Below are 16,664 nucleotides of genomic sequence, written 5' to 3'. Positions count from 1 at the left end.
GAGGGAGTTCATCCTTGCTGCGGAGCATATGTTTATTTTTGTCGAAAAATAAAATGCTTACAAAATTCGCCCAGGCTTACGGAATCCGCTTCGGTGCGGGAAGGTTCGTTGCAGGGGAAACACTCACGGAAGCTGTGAAAACGGTAAAGCGGCTGAACCAAAAAGGGCTGTCGGCTTCGATTGATTATCTAGGTGAATATGCGGGTTCAGAGAAGGATGCGAAAAGGACGGCGGAAGAATGTAAAAAAGCAATCAGGGCGATTGCCGAGAATCAACTGGATTGTGAGCTGTCGCTGAAATTAACATCCATCGGTCTGGATATTTCCGAGAAGCTCGCGGAACAGCATGTCAGAGACATATTGACGGAGGCAAAAGAACGCTGCGTGCATGTAACGATTGATATGGAGGACTATTCAAGATGCGGCCGTACACTTGAGCTGTATAAGCGGTGCAAGCCGGATTTCCCGATGCTCGGCACCGTCATTCAGGCTTATTTGTACCGCGCAGCTGAAGACATCAGCGGTCTGATGCCATACAAGCCGAGGCTCAGGCTTGTAAAAGGCGCTTATAAAGAATCGGCGGCCGTTGCATTCCCTGATAAAAAAGCAACCGATCTTCATTTTCAGCAGCTGATTAAGCTGCAGCTTTTGAGCGGCCATGAAACGGCGGTGGCGACACATGATGATGACATCATTTCTTATACGAAAACACTCATCAGCGAACATCAGATTCCCCGGGAGCAGTTTGAATTCCAAATGCTGTACGGCATCAGAACGGAGCGCCAGAAGGAGCTTGCCGAAGAAGGATACAGGATGAGGGTGTATGTCCCGTACGGAACCGATTGGTACGGGTACCTGATGAGAAGAATTGCCGAGCGCCCGGCAAATGCGGCATTTGTGCTGAAAGGGATCTTCAAAAAATAACGGCTGCTCCAAAAAGCAGCCGCAGCATGTTATTCCATGTTGTCTTTTTTATATTGCTGATTTTGGCTCGTCCGTTTGCCGCCGCCGTATTTTTGCTTCGGTCCCGCATTTCCTTTCATGCTGGCCGCGCTCACTGCGGCAGAAGACGGATCTTTTCTCCCTCGCACCATTCCCTTCACCTCCGGGTTTAAGTTTCCCGCCCGCGCCACGGAACATGCGGAAGCAGAAAAATTTAAAAAAATTCCATATTTGCTATTGAAGTCATCCTGAAAATCTTTTAAGATGTAAGAAGAAAAGGGTTTCATTTTTTTTGCCGAAAAAATGAATGACTATTCATTCAAAGTTCAAGGGGGATGACTCATGCACAAGTTTATAAAGAAAGCAGCCGTTCTCGGATCAGGCGTCATGGGGTCCGGAATTGCCGCGCACTTGGCTAACATCGGAATTCCCGTCCTGCTGCTTGATATTGTGCCAAACGAGCTGACAAAGGATGAGATGAAAAAAGGGCTGACATTAGAAAGCCCGGAGGTCCGCAGCAGGCTGAGCCGATCGGCCATGCAAAAGCTGCTGAAGCAAAAACCGGCGCCGCTGACTTCGGCTGCCAATCTCGACTATATAACGGCGGGGAATTTGGAAGATGACGCAGCTCAATTGAAGGATGCTGATTGGATTATTGAAGTCGTCGTCGAAAATCTTGACGTAAAAAAACAGATTTTCTCACTCGTTGATGAATACCGGAAACCGGGAAGCATCGTGTCGAGCAATACGTCCGGTATCTCCGTCACAAAAATGGCGGAAGGCCGATCTGCCGATTTTAAAGCTCATTTCTTAGGAACCCATTTCTTTAATCCGGCCCGCTACTTAAAGCTTCTGGAAATCATTCCGATTCAGGAAACAGATCCTGACGTGCTGGAGTTTATGACTTCATTTGCAGAAAACACGCTCGGGAAAGGGGTCGTCATCGCAAAAGACACGCCTAACTTTATCGCCAACCGCATCGGTACGTACGGCCTGTTGGTCACGGTAAGAGAAATGCTTTCTTCCGGCTGCCGCATCGGCGAGGTGGACACGGTGACCGGGCCTTTGATCGGCAGACCGAAAAGCGCGACCTTCAGAACCCTTGACGTTGTGGGGCTTGATACGTTCGCCCATGTGGCAAAAAATGTGTATGATAAAGCCGACGGCGCTGAAAAAGACATGTTTAAGCTTCCTGAATTTATGAATGACATGCTGAAAAACAATTGGCTGGGCAGCAAATCAGGCCAAGGTTTTTACAAAAAAGAAGGTAAAACAATATATGAACTCGATCCGCTGACCATGACATACGGTGAGCGCTCGAAAATGAAGACACCCGCTTTAGAAGCCGCCAAACAGGCAAAGGGTGCCAAAGGCAAAATGAAAGCGCTTATATACTCTGGTGACCGCGCCGGACGCCTGCTTTGGAATATTACATCGCAAACACTCTTATACTCAGCCAGGCTTTTAGGTGAGATCGCTGATGATATCAAAGCGATTGACGACGCCATGAAATGGGGCTTCGGATGGGAGCTCGGCCCGTTTGAGATGTGGGATGCCATCGGCGTCAGAAAATCAGCGGAGCGGCTCGAAGAAGAAGGCGCAGCACTCCCCGGCTGGGTGAAAGAAATGCTTGATCAGGGCCATGAAACATTTTATATGAAGGAAAACGGAACACCATTTTACTATTCAGACGGCCAATACAGGGCTGTGAAAGAAAATCCGAAACGGATCAGCCTGCAAACGTTAAAAGAAACAAAAGGCGTTATCAGTAAAAACAGCGGCGCAAGTCTGATTGATCTCGGCGATGATGTCGCGCTGCTGGAATTTCATACGAAAAGCAACGCGATCGGCTTAGACATTATTCAGATGATTGACAATGCGCTTGAGGAAACGGAGCGGAATTATAAAGGTCTTGTCATCGGTAACCAAGGCAGACATTTCTGCGCGGGGGCAAACCTTGCGATGATTTTGATGGAAGCTCAGGATGATAACTTCATGGAAGTCGATTTTGTCATCCGCCGTTTTCAGCAGACGATGCTGAACATCAAATACAGCGCTAAACCCGTTGTCGCGGCGCCATTTGGGATGACACTCGGCGGCGGCACGGAAGTCTGTCTCCCGGCGGCACGCGTTCAGGCGGCGAGCGAATCGTATATGGGTCTCGTTGAAACCGGCGTCGGTCTTATTCCGGGCGGCGGAGGAAACAAAGAGCTGTACATGAATTATTTGGACGGCGGAAGTGAACTGATGGACGCAGCGATTAAAACCTTCGAAACAATCGCGCTTGCCAAAGTGTCCGGTTCGGCACACGAAGCCCGTGATATGCAGATTTTGTCCGCGGCTGACCGTGTCAGCATGAATCAGGATCACCTGCTGCACGATGCGAAACAGCTGGCTGCTTCCTTATATGACAGCGGATACCGCCCGCCTGCCCGCAAAAAAGTGAAAGTCACCGGGGAAACCGGATGTGCGGCATTACTGCTCGGAGCAGACCAAATGAGACGGTCGGGTTATTTATCCGATCACGATATGAAGATTGCGAAGAAGCTGGCCCATGTCATTGCCGGCGGAAGAGTCCCGTTCGGCACGGAGGTTTCAGAAGAATATTTACTCGAGATTGAAAGAGAAGCCTTTTTAAGCCTCGCTGGCGAGGCGAAATCTCAAGCGAGAATGCAGCATATGCTCGTCAAAGGCAAACCTTTACGGAACTAGGAGGGTGTTTATGAGAGAAGCAGTCATTGTGGCCGGTGCGAGAACCCCGGTCGGTAAAGCGAAAAAGGGATCGCTTGCAGCCGTTCGTCCTGATGATTTAGGCGCGCTTTGTGTAAAAGAAACGCTGAAACGGGCAGGCGGATATGAAGGAAATATCGATGACTTAATTATCGGATGTGCAACACCTGAAGCCGAACAAGGATTAAATATGGCGCGGAATATCGGTGCGCTGGCGGGGCTTCCTCATACGGTGCCGGCCATTACGGTGAACCGCTACTGCTCTTCCGGGCTCCAATCCATCGCTTACGGTGCTGAAAAAATCATGATCGGCGCGGGTGACACCGTCATTGCGGGCGGTGCGGAATCCATGTCGCAAGTTCCGATGATGGGGCATGTGACCCGCCCGAATATCGCTTTGGCGGAGCATGCGCCTGAGTATTACATGAGCATGGGGCACACAGCGGAGCAGGTAGCCGAAACGTACGGCGTATCCAGAGAAGACCAGGATGCATTTGCCGTCCGCAGCCATCAGAATGCCGCAAAAGCTCTTAAAGAAGGGAAATTCAATGACGAAATCGTGCCGGTTGAAGTATCGCTGACAGAAGTCGGTGATGACCATAAGCCGCGGAAAAAACAATTTACCTTTTCTCAAGATGAAGGCGTTCGTCCCGGCACATCGGCTGACGTCTTGGCGAAGCTCCGTCCGGCTTTTTCTAAAACGGGAACCGTGACGGCCGGGAACTCTTCACAAACAAGTGACGGCGCGGCGGCTGTCATGCTGATGGATCGCGAAAAAGCTTCGTCGCTCGGATTGGCGCCGCTTGTCAAATTCCGTTCCTTTGCCGTAGGCGGCGTTCCGCCTGAGGTAATGGGGATCGGTCCGATTGAAGCCATCCCGCGGGCGCTCAAGCTTGCCGGACTCGAATTGCAGGATATCGGGCTTTTTGAATTGAATGAGGCCTTTGCTTCACAGGCCATTCAAGTCATCAGATCGCTTGGGATAGATGAAGAAAAGGTGAACGTCAACGGAGGCGCCATCGCGCTCGGACATCCGCTCGGATGCACGGGAACGAAGCTGACCCTGTCACTCATTCATGAAATGAAACGGAGAAACGAGCAATTCGGCGTGGTGACGATGTGCATCGGAGGCGGCATGGGAGCTGCCGGCGTATTTGAACTCATTTAAAAAAAGGGGGAAACGAACATGAAACAGGAAACGGTCAACGTCAAAAAAGGCGGCAGCTTTCTGATTGAAGAGACGGGATATGATCAAATATTCACTCCGGAGGACTTTACAGACGAACACAAAATGATCGGCAAAACGACAGAAGACTATGTCGTAAACGATGTGCTTCCTTATATCGATGAAATTGAAAACCATCAGTTCGAGCATTCGGTCAGACTGCTGAAAAAAGCCGGAGATCTCGGCCTCCTCGGAGCAGACGTGCCTGAAGAGTACGGCGGAATCGGCCTGGATAAAATCAGTTCAGCCTTCATTACGGAAAAGTTTTCACGTGCCGGCAGCTTTTCGCTGTCTTACGGCGCCCACGTCGGGATCGGCTCATTGCCGATCGTGTTCTTCGGAACGGAAGAACAGAAAAAAACCTATTTGCCGGACTTGGCTTCAGGACAAAGAATCGCGGCATACGCCTTAACTGAGCCCGGTTCAGGTTCAGATGCCCTCGGCGCGAAAACCACGGCTGTTTTGAATGAAGCGGGCACACACTATATTCTTAACGGAGAAAAGCAATGGATTACAAACTCCGCCTTTGCAGATGTCTTTGTCGTCTACGCTAAAGTGGACGGAGATAAGTTTTCTGCATTTATCGTAGAAAAGAACTATCCGGGCGTGTCAACGGGACCGGAAGAGAAAAAAATGGGGATTAAGGGTTCATCGACAAGAACGCTGATTTTAGATCAGGCGGAAGTCCCAAAAGAAAACCTTCTCGGCGAAATCGGAAAAGGCCATGTCATCGCTTTTAATATCCTGAATATCGGGCGCTACAAGCTTGCCGTCGGCACAATCGGCGCTTCAAAACGGGTGATTGAGCTGTCTGCCGCTTATGCAAACCAGCGCCGGCAATTTAAAACGCCGATCTCAAGCTTCACGCTCACTCAGGAAAAGCTTGCGACGATGTCAGCTCGGCTTTACGCGATGGAGAGCTCTGTATACAGAACAGTGGGCTTATTCGAAGATAATATGAGCAGACTGACGGAAGCGGAGCAAAAAGACGGACGCGAAGTCGCGAAGTCAATCGCCGAGTACGCGATTGAATGCTCGCTCAACAAAATGTGCGGTTCTGAAACGCTTGATTATATTGCCGACGAAGGCGTTCAAATTCACGGCGGTTACGGATTTATGCAGGAATATGAAGTGGAGCGCGCCTATCGCGACTCAAGAATCAACAGAATTTTTGAAGGCACAAATGAAATCAACCGCCTGATCGTAACGAGCACGTTCCTGAAAAAAGCCGTAAAAGGTCAGCTGCCGCTCTTTGAAAAAGCAAAAGCGCTCCAAGAAGAACTCATGATGCTGATGCCTGAAGAGCCGGGCTCGGAGCCTCTTGGACAGGAAAAATACATTGTCAGACAGGCGAAAAAGATCGCCCTCTTGACAGCGGGTCTCGCGGCGCAGAAATACGGCAAAGAGATCGAAGGCGAGCAGGAAATCATGGTGAACATTGCCGATATTGTCAGCGCGCTGTACGCTTTGGAATCAGCCGTCCTCAGAACGGAAAAAGCAATTGCAGCGGACGGTGCCGAAAAAGCTGCGCAGAAGCTGTTATATACGGAAATCTTTGCCCAGGAAGCCCTTCAGAACATTGAAGCGCACGCCAAAGAATCACTGATCGCCATGGAGGAAGGAGATTCCCTCCGCATGATGCTTTCCGTGCTGCGCAAACTGACGCGCCTGACGCCGAAAAACCTCATTCAGAAAAAACGTGAAGCGGCAGCCGCCGTCTTCCGTGAAGAAAAATATACGGTCTGATCACATGCTGAAAGCGCTCCTTCATCAGGGGCGCTTTTTCATGAAGCAACGTTATAGGTTTTTACAAGTGATTGTGTTAAAATAACGACGATCATTTACAAGGGGTGAAGAAGATGTCGTTAAATTTTTACTGGTACCCTAAATGCGGAACGTGCCGTAATGCGAAAAAATGGCTGGAAGACCGCGGTAAGGAAATAAACGAAATACATATCGCGGAGGAAACTCCGTCGAAAGAAGAAATTAAAGACCTCTATGAAAAGAGCGGTCTTGAGCTCAAAAAGTTTTTCAACACGAGCGGAATGAAATACCGCGAACTGAACTTAAAGGAAAAACTGTACCACATGTCAGAGGATGAACAGCTTGAACTCCTGGCATCAGACGGTATGCTCCTGAAACGCCCGATTACGACAGACGGCGAAAAAGTCACTGTCGGCTTTAAAGAAGACCAATTCGAAAAATATTGGATGTAATGCCAGGTTCAAAGAATTATGGTATCTTCTTATTATAAGAAAAAAATGGAGGGATTTAGATGAGCACACCGAAAGATATGCGTTATTCCAAAGAGCACGAATGGGTCAAAGTTGAGGACGGAAAAGCCCGCATCGGGATTACACATTTCGCGCAAGCCGAACTTGGCGACATCGTCTTTGTCGAGCTTCCGGAAGTCGGCGCCGAAATTAAAGCGGACGAGCCATTCGGCAGCGTGGAATCCGTCAAAACCGTTTCCGAACTGTACGCACCGATTAACGGAACGGTGACGGAAGTGAACGAAGACCTTGATGACAGTCCTGAATTCGTAAACGAGTCTCCGTATGAAAAAGCGTGGATGATCGTCGTGGAACCGGCTGATGCTGAAGAAATCGAAAACCTCATGACTTCCGAGCAATATGACGAAATGACACAAGAAGACTGATCGGATAGCAAAGGGGCCATTTGGACATTCTATCTGTAACGGGAGGTGTCTAAAATGGCTTTTGATAAACAAAAGGTCGATGTGACGGAGAACGTTACGGGCCGCTTTCAAAACGGCCGGTTTTCCTTGTTTCATGAAAATGAAGCCATCGGCGAGATGACAGGCATGGACCAGTACGAGCTCAAACAGGGCTTTTCATTTGAAAATCAAAAATTTTATAAAACAGCCGATGTCATAAACGGCAGCGATCCGAAATATGTCGATTGCGATTATGAGAATGGCTGGTGTTAACAGTTGGCGGTGAATTTCACTGCCTTCTTTTTCAATCTGACGCTAAAACAATCGGCAGGTGACGCGCTTATGTACAACGGAGATGAAAAGGTCATTATCGTAGAAGGAAAATCTGATAAAATCAAAGTCAGGGAAGTGCTCATCGAACCCGCGGAAATCGTCTGTACAAACGGGACGATCGGCCAAACCGAACTGGAAGATTTGGCGGACCGCCTGTTTGACAGAGACGTCTATATTTTAACGGACGCAGATGACTCCGGAGAAAAATTAAGAAAACAGCTGAAACGGGAGCTTCCCGACGCGCGCCATATTTATATAGACAGAACATACAGGCAAGTCGAGTCGTGCCCGGGCCATCATCTCGCATCTGTGCTGATCAGAGCCGGCTTTGATGCTGACACTGTATTTTTGAAAAAGAACGACCTGAGGTGGTAAACATGAAAGAACTCCAAGAAAATGAACTCGAATCGATTCAGGATGACGTTTATCTCCTGTATTTGTACACCCCGTTTTGCGGCACATGCCAGCTGGCGTCCAAAATGCTAACTGTCGTCGAAGAAATGCTGCCCGGCGCCGCCTTCTATAAAAACAACGTGAATTATTCCCCCGCATTCGCCAAAGCCTATCAGATTGAAAGCGTTCCGTGCTTTTTGCTGTTTAAAGGCGGAGAGCTTGTTGAGAAAGGATACGCCTTCCGCTCCGTTTCCTATTTATATGAGCTGATTAAACAAAAAACATCGCAAACGTTCCCGATGTGACAATATTTACAGGAAAATGTCGTGCGGTTTATAAAGGGTTCTGTCCGTTAAAAAGAGAAAGTGTATGTATGGCCATTAAAACGGGAGGTTATACGAGTGGAGAAAATAGAAGTTTCAGAGAATGACGGACAGCATCTGTTTTTGAAACCGCTATTAAACGCCTCAACGCTGCTGATTACATTCCAAGGAGAAACAGAAGCCTTAACGGTCTCAATTAACGGACAGGGAGAAATGAGAAAAACGTCGGTTTCAAAGGAAAAATCTAATTTGACCTTTTACGGAAACCAGACGGAAATCATTCATCTTCTGCATGGTGATGTCTCTTTGCAAAAGCTTATCCAAAGCGGAAAACTCAAAGTGAAAGGATCATTCAGAGCTCTGCTGAAGCTGGAGGCCATCCTCTGGCTGACAAACGGATTTTTTCAGGCGATCAGTAAACGGCCGTAACTCAATCTACTATGTGACAATAGCTTCCAATATTTATTTTATTGACTTTTTATCATTCGCCGTGCTATTCTACAGTAAGAATTTCCGGACGAAAATACGATATGTTTTCTCTTATCAAGAGAGGTGGAGGGAAGTGCCCTATGAAGCCCGGCAACCATCAACAATGTTGAAATGGTGCCAATTCACTCGAAGCGGTCTGCTTTGAAAGATGAGAGAAAGGCCTTTTTCAATAAGCCTTTCTGCTCATTTTTGCAGAAAGGCTTTTCTTTTGCGGAGAAACCCGGAAGATTTCTTAGAATAGTGTAAGGCGGGTGATTGCTTTGATCCATCTTCAAAATGTTTCAAAAATTTACAAAGCGAAGCATGGGGATGTCAATGCTGTCCAAGATGTCACTCTTGATATCAAAAAGGGCGAAATATTTGGAATTATAGGATATAGCGGAGCTGGTAAAAGTTCCTTAATCCGTCTCCTGAACGGCCTTGAAAAGCCGACGTCGGGAACCGTGGAAGTCGCGGGGACGGAATTAAATAAAGTAAGCAGCCGCGGGCTGAGAAAAGCGCGCCAGGAAATCAGCATGATCTTCCAGCATTTTAACCTTCTGTGGTCGCGCACCGTCCGGGAGAACATTATGTTTCCGCTGGAAATCGCCGGCGTGAAAAAAAGCGAACGGGTCCGCCGCGCTGATGAATTGATTAAACTGGTCGGATTAGAGGGGAAAGAAAAATCTTATCCGTCGCAGCTGAGCGGCGGTCAAAAGCAGCGTGTCGGCATCGCCCGGGCGCTCGCCAATAATCCGAAAGTCCTTCTGTGCGATGAAGCGACATCAGCGCTCGATCCGCAGACGACCGATTCAATTTTGGATCTTTTATCCGATATAAATGACAGACTCGGCCTGACGATCGTGCTCATTACCCATGAAATGCACGTCATCCGAAAAATCTGCAACAGAGTCGCAGTCATGGAAAACGGGAAAGTCGTTGAAGAAGGCGAAGTACTCCAAGTTTTCAGAAACCCGCGCGAACCGATGACCAAGCGTTTCGTTCAGCAGGTGACAGAACCAGAGGAGACGAAAGAAACCATCCAGCATTTTCTGCAGGAAACAGCGACAGGAAAAACGATTCAGCTTTCATTTGTCGGGCAGGCAGCCGAGCAGCCCCTCATTACGGAAATGATCCGAAACTTTGATGTGGACGTCAATATTCTGCAGGGGAAAATTTCACAGACGAAGGACGGAGCCTACGGTTCTTTATTCATTCATATTGACGGTCAGGAAAAAGAAGTAGAAAACGTGATCCGGTTCATCAAAGACAAACAGGTAGAAGCAGAGGTGATCACAAATGTTTGAAAAATGGTTCCCGAACGTTGATATAACCGAGCTGTGGACGGCCACATACGAGACCCTTTATATGACGGTCATCGCTTTAGTTTTTTCATTTATCATCGGAGCGGTTCTCGGTCTTCTGCTCTTTTTAACGGGCAAGGGAAGCTTATGGGAAAATAAAATCATTAACACCGTGATTGCGGCGGTCGTTAATATTTTCAGGTCTATTCCGTTTCTTATTTTAATTATTCTGCTTCTCGGCTTTACTAAGATTTTGGTCGGATCGATTTTAGGACCGAACGCCGCATTGCCGGCGCTGATTATCGGCTCCGCGCCGTTTTACGCCCGTCTTGCGGAAATTGCGCTCCGGGAAGTCGATAAAGGAGTCATCGAAGCTGCCAGATCAATGGGAGCAAAGACATCGACGATTATCTTCAAAGTGCTGATTCCTGAATCAATGCCTGCGTTAATTTCAGGCATCACCGTTACGGCCATCGCCCTGATCGGATCTACCGCCATTGCCGGCGCCATCGGTTCAGGCGGACTCGGAAACCTTGCATATGTAGAAGGCTACCAGTCCAATAATACGGATGTAACGTTTGTAGCGACAGTATTTATACTCATCATCGTCTTTATCATTCAGATTATCGGTGATGTAATTACAAATATAATAGACAAAAGATAAGGGAGGATTTACATTGAAAAAGATTGTATTAAGTGCGCTGCTGCTTGTGTTCGCGGGAGTTTTGGCCGCCTGCGGATCAAACGGCTCGAATAAAAAGGAAATCGTCGTCGCCGCGACAAAAACACCGCATGCTGAAATCTTAAAAGAAGCGGAACCGCTCTTGAAGGAAAAAGGCTACACATTAAAAGTAAAAGTGCTGAACGATTACAAAATGTACAACAAAGCGTTAGCTGATAATGAAGTGGATGCGAACTACTTCCAGCACGTTCCTTACCTTGAACAGGAAATGAAGGAAAATAAAGATTACAAACTCGTGAATGCCGGAGCCGTTCACCTTGAGCCATTCGGAATTTACACGAAAAAATACAAATCACTGAAAGACCTGCCTAAAGGCGCGACCATCATCATGACTAACAATGTCGCTGAACAAGGCCGTATGCTGGCGATGCTTGAAAAAGCCGGACTGATCACACTTGATCCGAAGGTGAAAACGATTGAAGCGACTACGAAAAACATTACGAAAAACCCGAAAAACCTGACATTCAAAAAAATCGCCCCTGAATTAACGGCGAAAGCATATAATGAAGAAGAAGGCGATGCAGTCTTCATTAACGTCAACTATGCGATTCAAAACAAACTGAATCCGTTAAAAGACGCGATTGAAGTGGAATCAACGAAAAACAACCCGTACGCAAACATCATCGCCGTACGCAAAGGTGACGAAAAATCAGAGAAAATCAAAGCGCTTATGGAAGTGCTTCACTCTAAGAAAATCAAAGACTTCATTGAGAAAAAATACGACGGAGCCGTGCTTCCCGTATCTGAATAAAGCGAAAACCCCGGATGAGTCATCCGGGGTTTTTTTCGGGTATTAATCGGAGAACTGTCCATAATAAAAGGGAAGGTTAACTTATTGGAGGGAATGGCAGTGGCTCAATACCAGGATAACGGCAAAAGCGTGCATGACGCGTTAAAACAATACAAAGAAGGTTTAGGCATATTTGAACAAAAAATGCCGATGATGGGGCGGAAGTTTAATGAATTTACTGAACAGTGTTTCTCAGCGGATTCATTAACTGAAAAAGAGAAACAATTAATCGCTCTGGGCATCAGCATCAGCGCTCAAGATGAATTTTGCATGATTTATCATACGAAGGGCTGCCTTGACCAAGGGGCCACAGAAGAAAACATCCTTGAGGTCATCAGCGTCGCGGCGGCATTCGGGGGCGGCGCGGCTCTCAGTCAGGGAGTGACCCTCGTGCAGCAGTGCATTCAGGAATTCGGACATACGACGCATTAGAATGAGCAATCGTGTGAATACCGTTTTTCAGATAAAGCGAGCGCCGGTTTCCGGCACATTCGAAAGGATTCAGGGGCACACACTCTTTGGCCGGAGCAGCGGATCATTGTTACAATAGAAACAAATATTATGAAGGGATTGATTCATTATCTGCACCAGCCACGAGAGACTGGACCTTGACTATACGCCTGAAATGGAAAAAGCGATGCAGAAGTCACACGGCATCGGCTACGAGGAATACGGACGGCGTCTTTCAAAAAGGATGGAAGTCGAACGGCAGAGGGAGCTTGAATATCAAAAAAGCAAGTTCCTCGCAGCGCAGCTTAATGAGAAAATCGGTCAGTAAAAAAGGGTGGATTTCCGCCCTTTTTCTGTTTCAAACAGCTTTAATTACGCCTTGATCTTTGATAAACTTTAGGAATGTTCCGGGTAATATAAAAAGTTGTATTTACTTTTCATTTGTTATAAAATTAGAATGAGAATAAATTGAGAATAATGATTATATATTTTGGAGGTATAGATATGGCTGCTTCAACATTAACGATCAAGGATCTTCACGTTGAAATCGAAGGAAAAGAGATCTTAAAAGGTGTAAACCTTGAAATAAAAGGCGGCGAATTCCACGCTGTCATGGGGCCGAACGGCACCGGTAAATCCACGCTCTCAGCAGCGATTATGGGACACCCGAAATACGAAGTTACAAAAGGCAGCATCACGCTTGACGGCAAAGATGTACTGGAAATGGAAGTGGACGAGCGCGCTCAGGCGGGTCTTTTCCTTGCGATGCAGTATCCAAGCGAAATCAGCGGTGTGACAAATGCCGATTTCCTTCGCTCTGCGATTAACGCACGCCGTGAAGAAGGCGATGAAATTTCTCTTATGAAATTCATCCGCAAAATGGACGAAAACATGGAGTTCCTTGAAATGGACCCTGAAATGGCGCAGCGTTACCTGAACGAAGGTTTCTCAGGCGGTGAGAAAAAACGCAACGAAATCCTTCAGCTTATGATGATCGAGCCGAAAATCGCCATTCTTGACGAGATCGATTCAGGTCTTGATATCGATGCGCTTAAAGTCGTTTCTAAAGGAATCAACAAAATGCGCAGCGAAAACTTCGGCTGCTTAATGATCACTCACTATCAGCGCCTTCTGAACTACATCACGCCTGATGTCGTTCACGTTATGATGCAGGGACGCGTAGTGAAATCCGGCGGCGCGGAGCTTGCACAGCGCCTTGAAGCGGAAGGTTATGACTGGATTAAACAAGAACTAGGCATTGAAGACGAAACTGTAGGCCAAGAAGCGTAAGCGTTAGGGGGATAATCATGACATTGGAAACGAAACTAACCGTAGATCAGGAATATGTCAAAGGCTTTTCCGAAAAGCATCAAGAACCTGCCTGGCTGAAAAACCTGCGCTTACAGGCTCTTGAAAAAGCTGACGATCTGCCGCTGCCTAAGCCTGATAAAACAAAAATCACAAATTGGAACTTTACAAAGTTCAACAAGCATACAGTAGAAAATGCGCCGCTTGCTTCTTTAGAAGATTTAGCTGATGAAGCAAAAGCGCTGATCGATATCGAAAACGAAGACAAAACGTTATACGTGCAGCGTGACCAAACGCCCGCTTTCCTTTCTCTTTCTAAAGAACTGAAAGACAAAGGCGTCATCTTTACGGACATCTTAACGGCTGCCCGTGAGCACAGCGACCTCGTTGAGAAGTATTTCATGAAAGACGGCGTTAAGGTCGACGAACATAAACTGACTGCGCTTCATGCAGCATTAATGAACGGCGGGGCATTCCTTTATGTTCCTAAAAACGTTCAGGTGGAGACGCCTGTTCAGGCCGTTTACGTTCATGAAAGCAATGACACGGCATTGTTCAACCACGTGCTGATCGTCGCTGAAGACCACAGCTCCGTCACTTACGTTGAGAACTACATCAGCACGGTGAACCCGAAAGAAGCGGTATTCAACATTATCAGTGAAGTGGTCACAGGTGATAATGCCAGCGTGACGTACGGTGCCGTTGACAACCTGTCAGCAGGTGTCACAACATACGTCAACCGCCGCGGAGCCGCGCGCGGACGCGACAGCAGAATCGAGTGGGCGCTCGGACTGATGAACGACGGCGACACGATTTCTGAAAATACGACAAACCTCTACGGAGACGGCACATACGGCGATACGAAAACCGTAGTTGTCGGAAGAGGAGAACAGACGGAAAACTTTACGACGCAGATCATCCACTTCGGTAAGGCTTCTGAAGGCTATATCCTGAAGCACGGAGTCATGAAAGATGCCGCATCTTCCATCTTTAACGGAATCGGCAAAATCGAGCACGGCGCGTCTAAAGCAAACGCTGAACAGGAATCCCGCGTTCTGATGCTGAGTGAAAAAGCACGCGGAGATGCAAACCCGATTCTTTTAATTGATGAAGACGATGTAACTGCAGGACATGCGGCATCTGTCGGCCGTGTGGACCCGATCCAGCTTTACTACTTAATGAGCCGCGGAATTCCGAAAGAAGAAGCGGAGCGCTTAGTCATTTACGGATTCCTTGCTCCGGTGGTAAAAGAGCTTCCGATTGAAGGAGTTAAGAAACAGCTCGTCTCCGTCATCGAAAGGAAAGTAAAATAATGAATATCACCGATATTCGTGAACAGTTCCCGATCCTTCATCAGCAAGTGAACGGACATGACCTCGTGTACCTTGACAGCGCGGCGACTTCCCAGAAGCCGCGTGCTGTCATTGAAGCAGTGGATCAGTATTACAGCAAATACAATTCCAATGTCCACAGAGGCGTTCATACTCTTGGCACGAGAGCGACAGACGGCTATGAAGGTGCGCGTGAAAAAGTCCGTAAGTTTATCAATGCGAAATCAATGGCTGAGGTCATTTTCACAAAAGGCACGACAACTTCACTGAATATGGTGGCGCTAAGCTATGCCCGCGCCAGCTTAAAACCCGGTGATGAAGTGGTCATCACCCAAATGGAGCATCATGCGAATATCATTCCGTGGCAGCAGGCTGTAAAAGCAACCGGCGCGACTTTAAAGTATATCCCGATGCAGGAAGACGGCACGCTTTCGTTAGATGACGTCCGGCAGACTGTCACAAGCCATACGAAGATCGTGGCAGTCGCTCATGTGTCAAACGTGCTGGGCACGATCAACCCGATTAAAGAGATCGCCAAAATCGCTCATGACAATGGCGCGGTCATCGTGGTGGACGGGGCGCAAAGCACACCGCACATGAAAATCGACGTTCAGGACTTGGATTGCGACTTCTTCGCGCTTTCTTCCCATAAAATGTGCGGCCCGACGGGAATCGGCGTGCTGTACGGCAAGAAAGAACTGCTTGAGAATATGGAGCCGGCCGAATTTGGCGGCGAAATGATCGACTTTGTAGGGCTTTATGAATCAACTTGGAAAGAGCTTCCGTGGAAATTTGAAGCAGGCACACCGATTATCGCAGGCGCGATCGGATTGGGAGCCGCGATTGATTTTCTTGAAGAGATCGGACTCGACGAGATTTCCCGGCATGAGCATAAGCTTGCAGCCTATGCGCTTGACCGTTTCGAGCAGCTAGACGGCGTGACGGTATACGGTCCGAAAGAGCGGGCGGGACTTGTGACATTTAATCTTGATGAGGTTCACCCTCATGATGTCGCGACTGTCCTCGATGCTGAGGGCATTGCGGTCAGAGCCGGCCATCATTGCGCCCAGCCGCTCATGAAATGGCTGGATGTATCTGCTACTGCGAGAGCGAGTTTTTATCTGTATAATACAGAGGAAGAGATCGATAAGCTCGCGGAAGCCCTCCAAAAGACAAAGGAGTACTTTACAAATGTCTTTTAATGCAAATTTAGATACATTATACAGACAAGTGATCATGGATCATTACAAAAATCCGCGCAACAAAGGGGTTTTGGATGACAGCATCGTCGTCGATATGAACAACCCGACTTGCGGCGACCGGATCAGACTGACAATGAAGCTTGACGGCGATACCGTTCAGGAAGCGAAGTTTGAAGGAGAAGGCTGTTCTATCTCCATGGCTTCAGCTTCCATGATGACGCAGGCGATTAAAGGAAAAGATATTGATACCGCCCTTTCCATGTCTAAGATTTTCTCAGACATGATGCAAGGGAAAGAGTATGACGACTCGATAGATCTCGGGGATATTGAAGCTCTTCAAGGCGTTTCGAAATTCCCGGCCCGGATTAAATGTGCCACCCTTTCATGGAAAGCACTTGAAAAAGGAGTCGCTGGCGAAAAAGGCGGCAATTAAAAGATTGGAGTGAA

General features: G+C 47.7%; 20 protein-coding genes and 1 riboswitch. Of the genes, 19 read left to right on the top strand and 1 reads right to left on the bottom strand.

The window, feature by feature from the left end:
* Nucleotides 1-14 precede the first annotated feature (14 nt).
* Nucleotides 15-923, top strand: coding sequence for a proline dehydrogenase family protein (locus AC3WTF_RS09730; protein ID WP_047936116.1), 909 nt, complete (start codon nucleotides 15-17; stop codon nucleotides 921-923).
* Between the two features lie 29 nt (nucleotides 924-952).
* Here AC3WTF_RS09730 and AC3WTF_RS09725 read toward each other — a convergent pair whose 3' ends face one another.
* Entirely contained in the window at nucleotides 953-1,093 is a 141-nt protein-coding gene (locus AC3WTF_RS09725; RefSeq protein WP_003151836.1) for a YuzL family protein, read from the bottom strand.
* 190 nt (nucleotides 1,094-1,283) lie between these two features.
* Between AC3WTF_RS09725 and AC3WTF_RS09720 the strand changes: the two genes are divergently transcribed.
* The 18 genes from AC3WTF_RS09720 to sufU all read left to right on the top strand — a co-directional run bounded on the left by AC3WTF_RS09720 (nucleotide 1,284) and on the right by sufU (nucleotide 16,650).
* Nucleotides 1,284-3,653: a 3-hydroxyacyl-CoA dehydrogenase/enoyl-CoA hydratase family protein gene (locus AC3WTF_RS09720; RefSeq protein WP_032868011.1), complete on the top strand. Its 2,370-nt coding sequence runs from the start codon at nucleotides 1,284-1,286 to the stop codon at nucleotides 3,651-3,653.
* A gap of 10 nt (nucleotides 3,654-3,663) precedes the next feature.
* The gene (locus tag AC3WTF_RS09715) at nucleotides 3,664-4,839 is read left to right on the top strand and encodes an acetyl-CoA C-acetyltransferase (protein WP_003151841.1); all 1,176 of its coding nucleotides are present in this window, start codon (nucleotides 3,664-3,666) and stop codon (nucleotides 4,837-4,839) included.
* A gap of 18 nt (nucleotides 4,840-4,857) precedes the next feature.
* Nucleotides 4,858-6,642 carry an acyl-CoA dehydrogenase FadE gene (locus AC3WTF_RS09710; protein WP_020956311.1) on the top strand — a complete coding sequence of 595 codons (1,785 nt, stop codon included), beginning with the start codon at nucleotides 4,858-4,860 and terminating at the stop codon, nucleotides 6,640-6,642.
* A 113-nt stretch (nucleotides 6,643-6,755) separates the two neighbouring features.
* Nucleotides 6,756-7,112 (top strand): arsenate reductase family protein, encoded by a 357-nt coding sequence (locus AC3WTF_RS09705; protein WP_003151843.1) that lies wholly within the window; start codon nucleotides 6,756-6,758, stop codon nucleotides 7,110-7,112.
* A gap of 59 nt (nucleotides 7,113-7,171) precedes the next feature.
* Nucleotides 7,172-7,555, top strand: coding sequence for a glycine cleavage system protein GcvH (gcvH, locus tag AC3WTF_RS09700; protein WP_003151844.1), 384 nt, complete (start codon nucleotides 7,172-7,174; stop codon nucleotides 7,553-7,555).
* A gap of 54 nt (nucleotides 7,556-7,609) precedes the next feature.
* Nucleotides 7,610-7,846 carry a YusG family protein gene (locus AC3WTF_RS09695; RefSeq protein WP_003151845.1) on the top strand — a complete coding sequence of 79 codons (237 nt, stop codon included), beginning with the start codon at nucleotides 7,610-7,612 and terminating at the stop codon, nucleotides 7,844-7,846.
* A 69-nt stretch (nucleotides 7,847-7,915) separates the two neighbouring features.
* On the top strand, nucleotides 7,916-8,281 hold the full coding sequence (locus tag AC3WTF_RS09690) for a toprim domain-containing protein (protein WP_032868013.1): 366 nt from the start codon (nucleotides 7,916-7,918) through the stop codon (nucleotides 8,279-8,281).
* A 2-nt stretch (nucleotides 8,282-8,283) separates the two neighbouring features.
* Nucleotides 8,284-8,604 carry a thioredoxin family protein gene (locus AC3WTF_RS09685; protein ID WP_003151847.1) on the top strand — a complete coding sequence of 107 codons (321 nt, stop codon included), beginning with the start codon at nucleotides 8,284-8,286 and terminating at the stop codon, nucleotides 8,602-8,604.
* 96 nt (nucleotides 8,605-8,700) lie between these two features.
* Entirely contained in the window at nucleotides 8,701-9,051 is a 351-nt protein-coding gene (locus AC3WTF_RS09680; protein WP_007410085.1) for an SCP2 sterol-binding domain-containing protein, read from the top strand.
* A 108-nt stretch (nucleotides 9,052-9,159) separates the two neighbouring features.
* A riboswitch (SAM riboswitch) is annotated at nucleotides 9,160-9,266 on the top strand.
* Between the two features lie 105 nt (nucleotides 9,267-9,371).
* Nucleotides 9,372-10,397 (top strand): methionine ABC transporter ATP-binding protein MetN, encoded by a 1,026-nt coding sequence (gene metN / locus AC3WTF_RS09675; protein ID WP_003151850.1) that lies wholly within the window; start codon nucleotides 9,372-9,374, stop codon nucleotides 10,395-10,397.
* A complete protein-coding gene (locus tag AC3WTF_RS09670; RefSeq protein ID WP_007410086.1) occupies nucleotides 10,390-11,058 on the top strand; it encodes a methionine ABC transporter permease in 669 nt (222 codons plus the stop codon). Before metN ends, AC3WTF_RS09670 begins: the two co-directional genes overlap by 8 nt.
* A 13-nt stretch (nucleotides 11,059-11,071) precedes the next feature.
* Nucleotides 11,072-11,887: a methionine ABC transporter substrate-binding lipoprotein MetQ gene (metQ, locus tag AC3WTF_RS09665; protein ID WP_007410087.1), complete on the top strand. Its 816-nt coding sequence runs from the start codon at nucleotides 11,072-11,074 to the stop codon at nucleotides 11,885-11,887.
* A gap of 93 nt (nucleotides 11,888-11,980) precedes the next feature.
* Complete coding sequence (locus tag AC3WTF_RS09660) at nucleotides 11,981-12,358, top strand: carboxymuconolactone decarboxylase family protein (RefSeq protein WP_031306536.1); 378 nt, start codon at nucleotides 11,981-11,983, stop codon at nucleotides 12,356-12,358.
* Between the two features lie 193 nt (nucleotides 12,359-12,551).
* A complete protein-coding gene (locus AC3WTF_RS09655) occupies nucleotides 12,552-12,704 on the top strand; it encodes a YuzK family famiily protein (protein WP_003151857.1) in 153 nt (50 codons plus the stop codon).
* Between the two features lie 176 nt (nucleotides 12,705-12,880).
* Complete coding sequence (gene sufC, locus AC3WTF_RS09650; RefSeq protein WP_003151872.1) at nucleotides 12,881-13,666, top strand: Fe-S cluster assembly ATPase SufC; 786 nt, start codon at nucleotides 12,881-12,883, stop codon at nucleotides 13,664-13,666.
* A 17-nt stretch (nucleotides 13,667-13,683) separates the two neighbouring features.
* Complete coding sequence (gene sufD, locus AC3WTF_RS09645; protein WP_492314245.1) at nucleotides 13,684-14,997, top strand: Fe-S cluster assembly protein SufD; 1,314 nt, start codon at nucleotides 13,684-13,686, stop codon at nucleotides 14,995-14,997.
* Nucleotides 14,997-16,217: a cysteine desulfurase SufS gene (sufS, locus tag AC3WTF_RS09640; protein WP_007410089.1), complete on the top strand. Its 1,221-nt coding sequence runs from the start codon at nucleotides 14,997-14,999 to the stop codon at nucleotides 16,215-16,217. The genes sufD and sufS overlap by 1 nt, the downstream gene beginning before the upstream one ends.
* Entirely contained in the window at nucleotides 16,207-16,650 is a 444-nt protein-coding gene (sufU, locus tag AC3WTF_RS09635; RefSeq protein WP_003151877.1) for a Fe-S cluster assembly sulfur transfer protein SufU, read from the top strand. Before sufS ends, sufU begins: the two co-directional genes overlap by 11 nt.
* The last annotated feature ends 14 nt before the right edge of the window (nucleotides 16,651-16,664 follow it).

This window comes from Bacillus sp. EB106-06-01-XG163, assembly GCF_058791615.1.
Note: the sequence above shows the minus strand (reverse complement) of the source record. Positions and strands in the feature narration are given on the sequence as shown.